The organism is Streptomyces sp. TAA040, from assembly GCF_000424845.1.
This window is the reverse complement of the sequence record NZ_KE384254.1, coordinates 29,450-43,316: the sequence shown is the minus strand read 5'-3', so window position 1 is coordinate 43,316 and position 13,867 is coordinate 29,450. Positions and strand designations below refer to the sequence as shown.

Genomic DNA, 13,867 nt, shown 5'->3' with positions numbered 1-13,867 from the left:
CCGCCCGCGAGCGGACGCCCGTCGGGCAGCGCCCCCGGACTACTTCGGATCGCGGTCGAACTGCGCCTTCGACCAGAGGTAGCCGAGCACGGTGAGTGCAAGGCACCAGCCGAGCGCGAACCACCCGTTGTGGCCGATCTCGGTGCCGAGGAGCAGGCCGCGCAGGGTCTCGATGGCCGGGGTGAACGGCTGGTACTCGGCGATCGGCTGGAACCAGCCCGGCATCGCGTCGATGGGGACGAAGGTGCTGGAGATGAGCGGCAGGAAGATCAACGGCATCGCGTTGTTGCTCGCGGCCTCGGCGTTCGGGCTCGCCAGGCCCATTCCGGCCGCGATCCAGGTGAGCGCGAGCGCGAACAGCGTGAGCAGCCCGAGGGCCGCGAGCCATTCCAGGGCCGAGGCGTCCGTGGAACGGAAGCCGATCGCCACGGCGATGGCGCCGACGAAGACGACGCTGATGATCGCCTGCAGCACGCTGCCGATCACGTGCCCGATCATCACCGAGCCGCGGTGGATCGCCATGGTGCGGAAGCGGGCGATGATGCCCTCCGCCATGTCGCCGGAGACGGACACCGCGGTGCCGATCGTGGTGCTGCCGATGGTCATCAGCAGGAGGCCCGGAACGAGGTAGGCGATGTACGCGGAACGGTCCGCTCCGCCACCGCCGATACCCGCGCTCATCGTGTCGCCGAAGATGTAGACGAAGAGCAGCAGCATGACCGGCGTGAGCAGCAGGTTCAGCGTGAGGGACGGGTAGCGTCGCGCGCGCAGCAGGTTGCGGCGCAGCATCGTGGACGAGTCGCGCACGGCGAGGGGCAGAGAGCTCATCGGACGGTCTCCTTGGACTGGTCGGTGCCGCCGGTGAGGCGAAGAACACGTCGTCGAGGTCGGGGGTGTGCACGGTGAGCTCGTCCGCCGCAACGCCGGTCGCGTCCAACCGGTCGAGAACGGAGCGCAGAGCACGCTGGGTGCCGTCGCTGGCGATCTGCAGCGTCAGCGCCTCGTCGTCGCGTGTGGTCTCGCGAAGCGCGGAGGCGGCCGACTGGTAGGCGGAAGGGTCGGAGAAGCGGAGCCGGACGTGCCCGCCCGGAATCAGCCGCTTCAGCTCCTCGGCGGTGCCGTTCGCGGCGATCCCGCCGTTGTGGAGGACGGCGATGCGGTCGGCGAGCTGGTCGGCCTCCTCCAGGTACTGGGTGGTGAGGAAGACGGTGACGCCGTCGGATACCAGTTCGCGGATGATCTGCCACATGTTGTGGCGGGAGCGCGGGTCGAGTCCGGTGGTGGGTTCGTCGAGAAAGATGATCCGCGGACTGCCGACGAGAGTCATGGCGATGTCCAGGCGGCGCTTCATACCCCCGGAGTAGCTCTGGGCGGGTTTCCCCGCAGCCTCCACCAGGTCGAGGCGGGCGAGCAGTTCGGCGGTGATCCGCTTTCCCTCCCGCTTGGACAAGTGGTTCAGGTCCGCCGTGAGGAGCATGTTCTCCTCACCGGTGATGAGTCCGTCGACTGCGGAGAACTGCCCGGTGACGCCGATCGCCGCCCGCACCCCGTCCGGCGCCGTGGCGACGTCGTGGCCCGCCACCCGGGCCTGTCCGCCGTCGGCGCCGATCAGCGTGGAGAGGATCTTGACGACAGTGGTCTTGCCGGCGCTGTTCGGCCCGAGAAGCGCGAAGACCGAGCCGGTCGGGATGCTCAGGTCGACGCCGTCGAGCACGGTCTTGTCGCCGAACGACTTGCGCAGGCCGACGGCGGAGACCGCGGTCTCCGGCAGTGGCTCCGCAGCCAGCCTGGGCGTGGGCATGACAGATGGGGGCATGGGGCTTCCCCTTTCGAGGGATGAGGCAGCTGAGGACCGAGGGAGTCGGAAGAGTCGGAGTTCAGGGCCGGGCGCGGCGCACGTCGATGTTGCCCCAGCGGGTGCGGGCGCGAACTTCGACGGCACCCTCGGCACTCCGAGGGGTGTCCGAGGCGGCGAGGGTGTTGCGCACCTGCCCGCACTCGGACCTCACGTCGAGCAGGGCGGCGGTGCCTTCCCGGATACCGACCTCGATGGCACCGTAGTCGGATTCGAGCTGGACGGTGCCGCGCGCGACCTCGGCGACGCGCAGGGCGCCGCGAGCGGTGGTGGCGGTGACCGACGCCTCGGCGCGCCGGATCTCGATGTCGCCGTTGGCGCCGCTGACCCGGAGGTCGCCGGTCGCCGCGCCGACGGTCGTGGTGCCGTGCGAGTTCTTCAGGACGGCGGAGCCGTCGACGAGGCCGACGCGCAGACTGCCGGAACTGGTGGTGATCTCCGCCGGCCCGTCGACCCGGTCCACGGTGATGGAGCCGTGGGAGGCGGTCAACCGCAGCGGCCCGGTGGCGTCGAGACGAACGCCGCCGGACGAAGTCTTCACGTGGACCTCGCCGAGCCGGCCCTCGCCGAGCACCTGCGCCCAGGCACCGGTCAGGTCGACCCGCGAACCCGCGGGCAGTTCGACCGTCACGTCGACAGCTCCGGAACGCCCGAAGAGGTGGCGCTGCTTGGGCGTCCTGAGCGTCAGTACGCCCCCCGCACAGGTGACCTCGGTCTGTTGGACCGCTCGCACGTCCTGGTCCTTCTTCGGGTCGCGAGGGCGCACCTCCACCACGGCGTCGAGGCGGTCGCCCGCGGTCAACCGGAGGGATCCCGCTTCCACGTGCGCCGTGACCACAACCGGTTCGGGTGTGTCGAAAGAAGGCATGGCCGTCCCGTCCTCATGGGTCCTTGGATCGCCCCGCCGACGGGGTCGCCGGGCGGGTGAAGTGGTACGAGCGGGCGGGCTGCGGCTAGCGCACCCAACCCGTGAAGCTCTGCCCGACGGTCCGGGCCCTCGCCGTCGCGCGCGGCACGCCACCACCCTCGGTCGCGGCCGACACGGCCCGCACCAGCCACGCGTTGACCGACATGCCCTCACGACTCGCCGCCTCCTCGGCGCGGGCCTTGAGGTGGGTCGGCAGGCGGAGGTTGACACGAGCGGTGCCGCCCTCCTCGCCGTCGGCCGAGGCCTGCGCCCTGAGCGGCGCGACGGGCGGCGCGGTCCCCGCGGGGCCCTCGGCGGGCGGCCGGGTCACCACGAAACCGGGGTCCAGCCCGCGCAGCCGCACATCGACCGAACCGGGTGCCAGCTCACGTGTGATCTCGTCCATCGCGGCGGAGAGAACGTTGAGCATCGCCAACCGGGTCGCCGACTCCAGCGGGGCGGTGAGCCGCCCGGCCAGCTCACGGGCGTCCTCCCCACCGGCCTCGGCAGCCACCGCCAGCTCACGGCGGAGGGTTTCGACGTACGGGGCGAGATCCATGACGCCACTACGGCACCATAGTGGCACACACGCAAGCCGAGCGGACGCGCACGCGGGTGCATTCCCCCAGGGGCCCGTTACACCTGGGGAAACGCGAGATCCTGCGTCCACGGCAAAGGCCGCTCCGCTACCTGCCTGAGGACTGGTGCCAGCTGGCGCCGGATGGCACCACCTGGCACCACGGGTTCGGCGGCCCCGAGTGGCACCACCGGCCGGGCCTCCGCTCCCCCGGACGGCACCATGCCCCGTCCGCGCGCCTCGGCGCGGGGGCGGACGGTCCGGCGCTGCACGCGGCAGGGATCACGGGCAAGACCCGTGACCCCTGCCGCGGTGCGGGCGTTGTTCCCCGTGACGGCCGTGGCGGGGAAGCCCCCGAGCCCCCACCACGGCCGCAGCCATGCGCCGTCGCAGCCGGGTACGGGAACCGCGGTCACGGCGCGCACCCGGACTTCGACGCCGGTCGCCGGTCGCCGGCTCGGCCCCGGGCCGTCGGATCAGGCGAGGCCGGCCCGCTCCAGGGCCGTGACTCCGGCACGCAGAGCGGCGATCCGCTCGTCCAGCGTGAAACCGGCCGGCGCGAGCGAGAGCGTGGTGACACCGGCCTCCGCGTAGGCGCGCATCCGGTCCGCAATCCGGTCCACCGGCCCGAGCAGTGTCGTCGAGTCGATCAGCTCGCGGGGCACGGCCGCGGCGGCGCCCTCCTTGTCCTTGGCGAGGTACCGGTCCTGGATCTCGGCGGCCTCCTTCTCGTACCCCATCCGGGCGGCGAGCCGGTTGTAGAAGTTCTGGCCGCGGCTGCCCATGCCACCCACGTACAGGGCCGTGTAGGGGCGGAAGGTGTCGGCGAGGGCGTCCACGTCGTCGCCGACGGCGAGCGGCACGGTCGGGCAGACGTCGAACCCGGAGAGGTCCTTGCCCGCCTTCTCCCGGCCGGCCCGCAACGCTCCCAGGGTGGTCTCCTCGGCGTGCTCGGGGGCGAAGAAGATCAGCAGCGCGCCGTCGGCGATCTCGCCGGTCTGCTCCAGGTTCTTCGGCCCGATCGCCGCGATGTAGAGCGGGACGTGCGGCCGTTGCGGGTGCACGGTGAGCTTGATCGGCTTGCCGGGGCCGTCCGGCAGCGGGAGGGTCCAGTGCGCGCCGTCGTGGGTGAGGCGCTCGCGGGACATCGCCTTGCGGACGATCTCCACGTACTCGCGGGTGCGCGCCAGCGGCTTGTCGAACTTGACGCCGTACCAGCCCTCGGAGACCTGCGGGCCGGAGACACCGAGGCCGAGCCGGAAGCGTCCGCCGGACAGCGAGTCGAGGGTGGCGGCGGTCATCGCCGTCATCGCGGGGGCGCGGGCCGGGATCTGGAAGATCGCCGAGCCGACGTCGATCCGCTCGGTCTGGGCCGCGACCCAGGAGAGGACGGTCGGGGCGTCGGAGCCGTAGGCCTCCGCCGCCCAGCAGACCGCGTAGCCGAGGCGATCGGCCTCCTGCGCGACCGCGAGGTTGTCCTGGTCCATCCCGGCACCCCAGTAGCCGAGGTTGATCCCGAGTCGCATCGCGCTCCCCTTACCGATCAGTAACGTCCCTGTCCCGGCGACTCTAACCCCTCCCCGAAGTACCCTCAACGCCCATGGAGCAAAGGCGGCTGGGCCGTACCGGCCTGCGCGTGTCCCGGATCGGGCTGGGCACCCTCGGCTGGGGCCGGCCGGACGCAGAGGCCTCACCGGCCGCCGGTCCGCCCGCAGCTGAGGCGGCGGCGCTGCTGAAGGCGTTCTGGGAGGCCGGCGGGAACCTCGTCGACACCGCCGACGTGTACGCCGACGGCGGCGCGGAGCACCTGCTCGGCCGGATGCTCGACGGGCTGGTGCCGCGCGCGGACCTGGTGATCGCCACGAAGGCGGGCAGCACCCCGGATCCGGACCGCCGCTTCGACTGCTCGCGGGGGCGGCTGCTCAGCGCCCTGGACGCCTCGCTCGACCGCCTGGGCACCGACTACGTGGACCTCTGGCAGGTGCACGCCTTCGACCCGCTCACGCCGCTGGACGAGACGCTGCACGCCCTGGACGTCGCAGTGAGCAGCGGACGGGTCCGCTACGCCGGGGTGTCGAACTACAGCGGCTGGCAGCTCGCGAAGGCCGCCACCTGGCAGCTCGCCGCCCCGGGGGGCCGGACCCGGCTCGCCAGCACCCAGATGGAGTACTCGCTGCTCCAGCGCGGAATCGAGCGCGAGGTGCTGCCTGCGGCCCTCGATCTGGGCGTCGGGCTGCTCCCGTCCTCCCCGCTGGGGCGCGGCGTCCTCACCGGCAAGTACCGGCACGGCGCCCGGCCCGCCGGTTCGCGCGGCGCCTCCGGCCCGTGGGCGGGCTTCGTGGGCCCGTATCTGGACGACACCGCCGAACGGGTGGTGGAGGCGGTCGCCACCGCGGCGGACGGACTCGCCGTCACGCCGCTCCAGGTGGCCCTGGCCTGGGTGCGGGACCGGACCGCCGTCGCCGCCCCGATCGTCGGGGCACGCACGGCCGCCCAGCTCGCGGAGGCGCTGTCGGTGGAAGCGCTTAGTCTTCCCTACGAGATCACCCGGGCGCTGGACGACGTGTCGGCTCCAGTGCACCGCTACCCCGATCAGGACTGGAGTGCACTGTGACGTCCCCCCAGGGGCCCCAGGGCCCGCAGCGCCCGGAGGACGCCGAGGGGCCGCGCGGCAAGGCGGCCGAGCTCCTCGCCGCGGTACGCGCGGTGGAGAGCGGCGAGCGCGAGGCGGCCGAGTTCTTCGCCGCGCCGAAACCGCCCCCCGCCTCCCGGCGCCCGGCGGCTCCCGCCGATCCCTCGGGCGCGCCCGGAGCGGCGCCGACCCCGCCGGGGGGCGCCCCGCAGTTGGCGCCTTCGGAGCTGCGGGCCCTGCTGGAGCGGGCCGGCGCGCCCGGCGAGCTGGCCGACGCCGTGGTGGCGCGCCTCGGAGCGCAGGCCGCCGAGGTGCTGCGCTCCGACCCCTGGCAGCTGCTGTCGGTGCCGGGAGTCGGGCCGGAGCAGGCGGACTCCTTCGCGCGGGCGCTGCCGGACGCCGGCTTCGGTCCGGACGAACCGCTGCGCAGCCGGGCCCTGGTGGAGTGGCTCCTGGAGCGGGCCGCCCGCGCGGGCCACACCGTGCTGGAAGCCCCGGAGCTGGCATCCGCACTCGCCCGGTACGCGGTGGACGCGCCCGACGAAGCGGTGCGGGACGCCGTGGAGTCGGGCGCCGCACTCGTCTTCCGTGAGCCGCCGGAAGCCCCCTCGGGCCCCTCGGCCCCGAACGGTGCGGCATCCGAGGCGGAGGGAGAGGACGCCGGGGAACCGACGCGGCTGCTGCTCGGGCTGGACCGCTGGGCCCTCGCCGAGGAGAGCCTCGCGGACGGCGTCCAGCGGCTCCTCGACACCCTCGGGACTGCCACGAGCGACGTCTCCTCCGGGCCCGGCGCGGAGGCGCCCGGCAGCGGAACGCCCGGGGGCGCCGGGGCGGCGGGCGAGAACGCCGGGGGCGGGGCCCCGGGGGCGGGGGCCGAGAACGCGCCCCCGGCATCTCCGGCGCCCCCGGCCTCCGCGGTGGACTGGGACGCGGCGGCAGAGGAGGCCGCCCGCAGCGTCTCGCCCTCCGCCGGAGAGCTGATCCGGGCTGCCGCGGCGAGCGGCGTGGTGGTGCACACCGGCGGCGAGCGCGCGCGGGCCGAGCCCGCGGCGCTGGTCGCCGCCGCGCGGGCCATGGGTCTGCGCGGTCTGCTGGCCGTGCACACCGAGGACGGGCTGCGCCGGGTCCCCGCACCGTCGGCCGGGGCCTCCGTACCCCCCGCTCCCAGCGGCGCCGATGCTCCCGACGGCACCGACACCATCGGCGCCGGGGGCTCCGTGCCCGCCGTCACGGTCGCCGGGCTGCTCAGCGGGCGCGAGGGCCCGGAACGCGACGCTGAGGGCGGCTGGCCGATCGACGTGCTGGCCGTACTCGACGCCCCGCAGCTCGACTCCGAGGCGGCCGCGGCCCTGGTCGAGTCGTTGCCGGACGGTGCCCGGCTCGTGCTGAGCGGCGATCCCCAGCTTCTCGGCGCGGCCGGGGCCGGCCAGGTACTGGCGGACCTCGCCGCGTCCGGGGTGTGCCCGCAGGTGGTGTCCCGGACCCCTGACCCGGGCCCGCTGGGCGAGTTGGTGTCGGGCGTGGCGGTCGGCGCGCTGCTCCAGGTGGAGGCGCCCGGGAAGGAGCTGGTGATCGTGCCGGTCCGCGAGGCCGAGGAGGCGGTGCACCGCGCGGTCCAGCTGGTCACGGACTCGGTTCCGCGCGCGTTCGGGGTGCCTCCCGAGGGCGCCCAGGTGATCACCCCGGGACACGCCGGAGCGGCGGGCACGCTCGCGCTGAACGCCGCGCTGAAGGAGCGGCTGAACCCGGGCCCGGGCCGGTTCGGCGGGTTCGACCTCGGGGACCGCGTCGTGCATTCCGCCGTGCCCGGCCGGTGCCTGCCCGGCACGGTCGCGGCGGCGGACGACTCCGGGCTGCGCGTGGAGTCGCCCGCAGGGGCGTTCACCGTGCCGCGGGACGCCGTCGCGGCCACCCTGCGCCACGGCTGGGCGCTGACGGCCCACCAGGCGGCCGGGCGGCGCTGGCCCGCCGTGGTGGCGGTGCTGCCGCCGGAGGCGGCCCGCGCCCTCGACCGCGCCTGGGTGCACACCGCCTTCAGTCGCGCGGAGCGCCACCTGTCGGTGGTGCAGGGCATCGACCAGGCGCTGCCCCGAGCCGTCGCCGAGCGCCCCGGAACGCCCCGCCGCACGCGGCTGCGGGAGTTGCTGCGCGAGCGCCGGCAGGGCACCGCGGGCGCCGGGCAAGACGCCTCCCGCTCCGAGGAGCGCGGAGCCGTTCCCCCTGTCTGAGGGCCGTTCCCCGGGGGTCGTCCCCGACCCCCGGGAACGGCTCAGCGCTCCGCCGGCTCGTCCCCGTAGAGCTCGTCGTCGAAGACGGAACTGACGTCGAACCGGCACAGAGTGCGCTCCGGGTCGGCGTTGTCGAACGGTGCGGAGAGCCACTCCCCCGGCTCCGAGGGCTCGTCCATGGCGACCACCCAGAGCGTGGAGTCGCCCTCCTCCAGGCCGAACTCCTTGTGCCGGCCGGAGATCTCGTCCGGCTCGAACTCGCCGAAGAGCACCCCGAGGGCGGCGTGCACGCTGCTGCCCGCGCTCTCGTCCTCGCCCGGGTCCAGGTCGGCCGCGTCGGGGTCCAGCTCGGCGATGCGCTGCGCCTGGGCGAGCAGCCTCAGCGGCTCGTCGACGGTGTAGTCCCGCCGCACCAGGACGCTCAGGGCGCTCGGTTCGTCGGGGCCCAGGTAGCCGGGCGCCGAGTCACCGCCGGGGATCTCGAAGGGGGTCACCTCGTCGTACCTGTCGTAGAGCAGCTCGTCGTACACTTCCCCGGCCGCGGCGAGTTCGTTGAACGCGGCGAAGACCTCCGCGTCGGCCTCGGTGGTCGGGGAACCGTCCGAAGCCCGTCGTTCGATGGCACCGAGGTGGCGGTCAAGAGCGGTCTTCAACGCCTCGACGGCGGCACGTACCTCGGCAGCGGTGGGCTGCTCAGCATCAGACATAGTGCAGACGCTATCCGTAGAAGGCCCCTACCCGCACAATAGATGCGATGCCGGAATACGAATTTCGTGATGTGTACGTCCCCCGGGGCGTTTCCCGCGGGGCGGCCACCCGACTCCTGACCGACCACGCCGAGTACGGCCACTGGGAACTCGACCGGTTGCGCCTCTTCCCGGACGGCAGCCGTAGGGTCCGGTTGCGGCGGCGGATCATCCGTCAGCTGCGCGCCACCTGGTGATCCGGGGGCTGCGGCGCCCCCGCCGCAGCCCCCGGACACGGACGGAGCGGGCCCCCGCCGACCGCGTGGACCCGCTCCGTCGTCTGCCGTGTTTCGCCAGGCTCAGTGCTGGGCGGCGCGCGAGCGCCGGTACAGCACGTAGCCTCCGAGCATCAGCGCGGCACCGGCCGGCACCGCGGTGCCGAGCATGGAGCCGCCGCCGGTCTGCGCGAGTTCACCCTGGGGCGCGACCTCGGACACCGCCTCGACGGACGAGTCCTCCGGCTTCTCCTCGTCCCGGGTTCCGGTGGAGTCCTCCTCGGGCTTCTCCTCCTCCGGCTTCTCCTCCCCGGGCTTCTCCTCGGTCGGCTGCTCCTCGTCCGGCTCCTCGGAACCGGGGTGCTCCGGCTCGTGGGGCGCCGGCGGCGCGGGGACGTCGCCGGTGTTGCCGCAGGAATTGCCGATCGCGGGGTTGAGCGCCCCGACGACCGTCACGCTGTTCCCACAGGCGTTCACCGGTACGTCCACGGGGGCCTGGACGTTGTTGCCGGAACCCACACCGGGCGAGCCGACGGCTTCGCCGTCCGCGTCCGCCCCGCCGTGGTGGCCGCCGCCGTGGCCGCCGCCCTGGTGGTCGTTGTCGTGCCCGCCACCCTGGTGACCGCCGTGGTGGCCGCCGCCCTTGTTGACACAGTTGTTGCCCATGGCCGGGTTCAGCAGTCCGATGCCGTTCACCGTGTTGCCGCACACGTTGACGGGCACGTTCACAGGAGCCTGGACGTTGTTTCCGGAAAGCACCCCGGGGGATCCCTGGGCGCTGCCGTCGGCGCCGGAGTACGCGTGGGCCGCGCCGCCCGAGAGGGCCAGCACACCGCCCGCGGCGGCTACCGAGATCAGGCCCTTCTTGGTGACCTGTCGCATGGTCGTTTCCTGCCTTCGTTGCTTGCGGAAGGCGAGCGGGGGCTTGGCAACCTGCCGGAGATCACCTGCTCGCCCGGGGAACCGAGAACCCCGGAGTGCATGGCGCGCACTCCGGGGTCACGGCGTCATTCCCTTACGGGGTCAGACGTGAGCAGCATCAGTCGTTGACGCAGGTGTTGCCGAAGGTGGGGTTCAGCAGACCGATCACGGAGACCGTGTTGCCGCAGACGTTCACCGGCACGTGCACGGGAACCTGAACAACGTTGCCGGACAGAACGCCCGGGGAGCCCACAGCGGCACCCTGCGCACCGGCGTCGGCGACGGCCACACCCGCGCCAGCGAGAACCAGACCACCGGTGGCTGCCGCAGCAGCGACGACCTTCTTGAGCATTGTTCCTCCTAGTTGGCAATGCGATCCCAGCCGCGGACCGCATCACCTGTAACGAGGAATCCGGGGCCGGGCTACGACCCCGCGGATGCATTCACCCGTCCTGACCAACGCCGTACACCTGGCCGATTCGGGCCGGGTGCGCCCCCGCGTTGCCCCCCGGGCCGGACCGGGCGGATCAGCCGGACCCGCCCGCACCGGGCAGCCGGAGACACGCTCAGCACTGGTCCAGGAAGCGGTCCAGCACGCGTACGCCGAACGTCAACCCGTCCACCGGCACCCGCTCGTCCACGCCGTGGAACATCCCGGCGAAGTCCAGCTCCGGCGGCAGCTTGAGCGGGGCGAACCCGAAACAGCGGATTCCGAGATCGTCGAAGTGCTTGGCGTCCGTTCCGCCGGAGAGCATGTACGGCACCGCGCGGGCCGCCGGGTCCTCGGCCTTCAGCGAGGACTGCATGGCGTCCACCAGCGCCCCGTCGAACGTCGTCTCCAGCGCTCGGTCGGCGTGGTCGTCCTCCCGGCGCACCCGCGGGCCGAGGACCCGGTCGAGGTCGGCCAGGAACTCCTCCTCGTATCCCGGCAGGAACCGCCCGTCCACGTGCGCGGTCGCCTGGCCCGGAATGACGTTGACCTTGTACCCCGCCCCCAGTTGGGTGGGCGCGGCGGTGTTCTGCAGGGTGGCACCGATGATCTTCGCGATGCCGCCGAGCTTGGCCAGGGTCTCCTCCATGTCCTCCGGGTCGAGTTCGGTGCCCAGCGCGTCGGAGAGCTCGTTCAGGAAGGAGCGGACGGTTTTCGTCATCCGGACCGGGAACTTGTGCCGTCCGAGCCGCGCCACCGCCTCGCACAGCTCGGTGATGGCGTTGTCCTTGTTCGTCATCGAGCCGTGGCCGGCGGTGCCGTCCACGGTCAGACGCATCCAGTGCATGCCCTTCTGCGCCGTCTCGATCAGGTAGAGCCGCAGGTTCTCGTTCACCGTGAAGGAGAACCCGCCGACCTCGCCGATCGCCTCGGTGACGCCCTCGAAGAGGTCCGGATGGTGGTCGACGAGGTGCCGGGCACCGTAGATGCCACCCGCCTCCTCGTCCGCCAGGAAGGCGAGCACGACGTCCCTCGGCGGCTTGCGGCCGCTACGGAGCCGGTCGCGGACCACCGCGAGCGTCATGGCGTCCATGTCCTTCATGTCGACGGCGCCGCGCCCCCAGAGGCAACCGTCGGCGATCTCACCCGCGAAGGGGTGGTGCGTCCAGTCCGCCGCGTTGGCCGGCACCACGTCGGTGTGGCCGTGGATGAGCAGGGCCGGGCGGCTGCGGTCGACGCCCTCGATACGGGCCACGGTCGAGGCCCGGCCCGGACTGGACTCGAAGATCCTCGGCTCCAGCCCGACCTCGGCGAGCTGCTCGGCCACGTACTCGGCGGCGGCACGTTCCCCCGTGCTCTCACCGCCGCCGTAGTTGCTGGTGTCGATCCTGATCAGATCGCGGCAGAGATCGACTACCTCGTCCTGGCCGGTCACCTTGCCGGCGGTCGGGCTCGACTCGCTCACACTGCCTCCTCGTTTGACTGGCTCCGCACCATCCTCCCGCTTTGCCGTCGCACACCCAAGGGCCGGGGTGATCGACCGACCCGGGGCCAGTGCTATGGTGGGCGGCGTCGTCAGCGGCGCAAGCCGCTCGCACCGGTCCGGGTGGCGGAATGGCAGACGCGCTAGCTTGAGGTGCTAGTGCCCTTTATCGGGCGTGGGGGTTCAAGTCCCCCCTCGGACACACGCAAGACGTTCGCAGATCGTCCCGAAGCCTTTACGAGATACGGGGCGCGTCGTGCGACTCACCGGCATCTCGTTCCTGGAAGCCGTCTCGATCGCACTGACCGGCGACAACACCCGTCGGCGCGACCCGGGCGCACCCCACGCCCTCCCGCACCTCGGCCGGCAACAGGGCGTGGCGACCTACCACCCCTCCCATGGCACTCGGCACCCGCGGGCCATCGGAGGCACGCCCTGTCCAGCGTTCTGAAGGACTGCCCCGGGGCCCGTAGGTCCGAGCCTGCGCTGACGGCGTAGGCGCAGGCTCGGTCGCATCCCCGTGATGTCCGGCGGGGTCCCCGGGGCGGTGCCCGGGGACCCCGCCGGAAAGCGGGCGCGCCCCGCCGTGTCAGCCCGGCGGACGCTCCGCAGCCGCGCGGCCGACCGACCCGGCCGCCTGCGGCACCGCTCGCGTGCGGGATGCGGCACCGGAGCCCAGCCGTCGGCGGACGCCCTCGACGAGCCGGCCCGCGGTGAAGCCGGCGCCGTGCACGAAGCGCATCGCGGGGCCGAAGGAGGGGGCGGTCAGCAGGCCGCCGAAGAACAGGCCGGGTCGGGACGATTCGAAGCAGCGGCCCAGCTCCGGCGCCCCGGTGCCCGGCACTCTGCGCAGCGTGCCGGTCAGTGAGAGGGCGAGGAGCCCGAGCCGGTCCAGCTCCGGGGTGAACCCCGTGGCAGCGACGACGTGGTCGGTGTGCAGGTTCCGCGCGGTGCCGTCGGCGAGCCGGACGTCCAACCGGACCCGTCCGCCGACCTGCTCCGCGGCGAGCAGCCGGTGGCCGAGCAGGACCGGAACCGCCTGTTCGAAACGTTCCCGCAGCCACCACGCCCCGGCAGGCCCCAGGGCGCTGCCCGCGATCGCGGCCCGGAGCCCGGCGGGGAGCCGGCGCACCGCGGACGGCCTCTCCGACCACAGCCAGCTCGACCAGCCGGTCCCCAGCCCGCAGTGCGGGTCCCGGAGGGACTTCCACAGCCCGCGCTCCAGGGGCTGCGGAGGCGTGTTCCAGTTGATCCGGTCGGCACGGGCGAGGACGCGGGCCCGCGCTCCGTGCTCGGTGAGTAGCGTGGCCGTCTCCAGAGCTGCCTGGCCCGCGCCGACGACGGTGACGTCCCGGCCGCGGAACCGTGCCAGGTCCCGGTGGTCGCTGCTGTGGGTGGCCAGCTCGGCCGGGAGCGCGGCGAGTGCCGAGGGGTGGTGCACGAAGGGCATCACCCCCACCGCGAGGGCCACGGTCCGGGTCGTGATCCGCTCGCCCTCGGCCGTCTCGACCCGGTAGCCGTCCCCGTGGGGCCGGACCGCGACGACGGTCCGCTCCTCCACCGGTGGCGCGGCGCGCCCGGCGAACCAGCAGCCGTAGTCCGTGAACACCTCGATGGGCAGCGGGTTTCCGTGTTCGGCGACCAGCCCCCTGGTGGCGCAGTAGGCGGCAAGGGTGTGCGCGCCCGCCGGGTCCGAGAGGTCGGACGACCAGGGCTCCGACTTGAGGTACATGCCCTGCGGCATGTGATCGCGCCAGGACGCCATCGGCGTACCGAGCACGCGCGGTTGCAGCCCCGCCGCGGCCGCGTGCGCGGCGATGGACAGTCCGTAGGGGCCTGCGCCCACCACTACCAGATCGTGCATGGCTGCCTC

12 protein-coding genes, 1 tRNA gene and 1 pseudogene are annotated in these 13,867 nt (G+C 73.3%); 4 read left to right on the top strand and 10 right to left on the bottom strand.

The annotated features are described in order from the left end of the window. Nucleotides 1–39 precede the first annotated feature (39 nt). The 5 genes and pseudogenes from H300_RS0121950 to H300_RS0121930 all read right to left on the bottom strand — a co-directional run bounded on the left by H300_RS0121950 (nucleotide 40) and on the right by H300_RS0121930 (nucleotide 4,865). Complete coding sequence (locus tag H300_RS0121950) at nucleotides 40–828, bottom strand: ABC transporter permease (RefSeq protein WP_028429091.1); 789 nt, start codon at nucleotides 826–828, stop codon at nucleotides 40–42. Continuing rightward, nucleotides 827–1,801: pseudogene (locus tag H300_RS30740) on the bottom strand (ATP-binding cassette domain-containing protein); the annotation flags it as partial. The pseudogene H300_RS30740 and the gene H300_RS0121950, both read right to left, overlap by 2 nt. A gap of 76 nt (nucleotides 1,802–1,877) precedes the next feature. Continuing rightward, nucleotides 1,878–2,723, bottom strand: coding sequence for a DUF4097 family beta strand repeat-containing protein (locus tag H300_RS0121940; RefSeq protein ID WP_028429089.1), 846 nt, complete (start codon nucleotides 2,721–2,723; stop codon nucleotides 1,878–1,880). A gap of 85 nt (nucleotides 2,724–2,808) precedes the next feature. Then, nucleotides 2,809–3,321, bottom strand: coding sequence for a toxin-antitoxin system HicB family antitoxin (locus H300_RS0121935; protein WP_028429088.1), 513 nt, complete (start codon nucleotides 3,319–3,321; stop codon nucleotides 2,809–2,811). A 494-nt stretch (nucleotides 3,322–3,815) separates the two neighbouring features. Next, complete coding sequence (locus H300_RS0121930; RefSeq protein ID WP_028429087.1) at nucleotides 3,816–4,865, bottom strand: LLM class F420-dependent oxidoreductase; 1,050 nt, start codon at nucleotides 4,863–4,865, stop codon at nucleotides 3,816–3,818. A gap of 74 nt (nucleotides 4,866–4,939) precedes the next feature. On the opposite strand from H300_RS0121930, the gene H300_RS0121925 reads away from it, so the two are divergent. Both H300_RS0121925 and H300_RS28640 read left to right on the top strand, forming a co-directional pair. Continuing rightward, nucleotides 4,940–5,953 (top strand): aldo/keto reductase, encoded by a 1,014-nt coding sequence (locus H300_RS0121925; protein WP_028429086.1) that lies wholly within the window; start codon nucleotides 4,940–4,942, stop codon nucleotides 5,951–5,953. After that, complete coding sequence (locus tag H300_RS28640) at nucleotides 5,950–8,199, top strand: helix-hairpin-helix domain-containing protein (RefSeq protein WP_486584005.1); 2,250 nt, start codon at nucleotides 5,950–5,952, stop codon at nucleotides 8,197–8,199. Before H300_RS0121925 ends, H300_RS28640 begins: the two co-directional genes overlap by 4 nt. A 41-nt stretch (nucleotides 8,200–8,240) precedes the next feature. On the opposite strand, the gene H300_RS0121915 is transcribed toward H300_RS28640, so the two are convergent. Continuing rightward, on the bottom strand, nucleotides 8,241–8,906 hold the full coding sequence (locus H300_RS0121915; protein WP_028429085.1) for a hypothetical protein: 666 nt from the start codon (nucleotides 8,904–8,906) through the stop codon (nucleotides 8,241–8,243). Between the two features lie 47 nt (nucleotides 8,907–8,953). Between H300_RS0121915 and H300_RS0121910 the strand changes: the two genes are divergently transcribed. Then, nucleotides 8,954–9,142 carry a DUF5703 family protein gene (locus tag H300_RS0121910; RefSeq protein ID WP_028429084.1) on the top strand — a complete coding sequence of 63 codons (189 nt, stop codon included), beginning with the start codon at nucleotides 8,954–8,956 and terminating at the stop codon, nucleotides 9,140–9,142. Nucleotides 9,143–9,244: 102 nt separating this feature from the next. Here the strand turns inward: H300_RS0121910 and H300_RS0121905 are convergent, their stop codons facing one another. The 3 genes from H300_RS0121905 to H300_RS0121895 all read right to left on the bottom strand — a co-directional run bounded on the left by H300_RS0121905 (nucleotide 9,245) and on the right by H300_RS0121895 (nucleotide 11,976). Then, nucleotides 9,245–10,042, bottom strand: coding sequence for a chaplin (locus H300_RS0121905; RefSeq protein WP_028429083.1), 798 nt, complete (start codon nucleotides 10,040–10,042; stop codon nucleotides 9,245–9,247). A gap of 157 nt (nucleotides 10,043–10,199) precedes the next feature. Then, a complete protein-coding gene (gene chpH, locus H300_RS0121900) occupies nucleotides 10,200–10,433 on the bottom strand; it encodes a chaplin ChpH (RefSeq protein WP_028429082.1) in 234 nt (77 codons plus the stop codon). Nucleotides 10,434–10,647: 214 nt separating this feature from the next. Beyond that, on the bottom strand, nucleotides 10,648–11,976 hold the full coding sequence (locus H300_RS0121895; protein ID WP_028429081.1) for a M20/M25/M40 family metallo-hydrolase: 1,329 nt from the start codon (nucleotides 11,974–11,976) through the stop codon (nucleotides 10,648–10,650). A 135-nt stretch (nucleotides 11,977–12,111) separates the two neighbouring features. On the opposite strand from H300_RS0121895, the gene H300_RS0121890 reads away from it, so the two are divergent. Next, nucleotides 12,112–12,196: transfer RNA gene (locus H300_RS0121890), tRNA-Leu, on the top strand. A 387-nt stretch (nucleotides 12,197–12,583) separates the two neighbouring features. Here the strand turns inward: H300_RS0121890 and H300_RS0121880 are convergent. Continuing rightward, nucleotides 12,584–13,858, bottom strand: a complete 1,275-nt coding sequence (locus H300_RS0121880) for an NAD(P)-binding domain-containing protein (RefSeq protein ID WP_028429079.1) — start codon at nucleotides 13,856–13,858, stop codon at nucleotides 12,584–12,586. Between the last annotated feature and the right edge of the window lie 9 nt (nucleotides 13,859–13,867).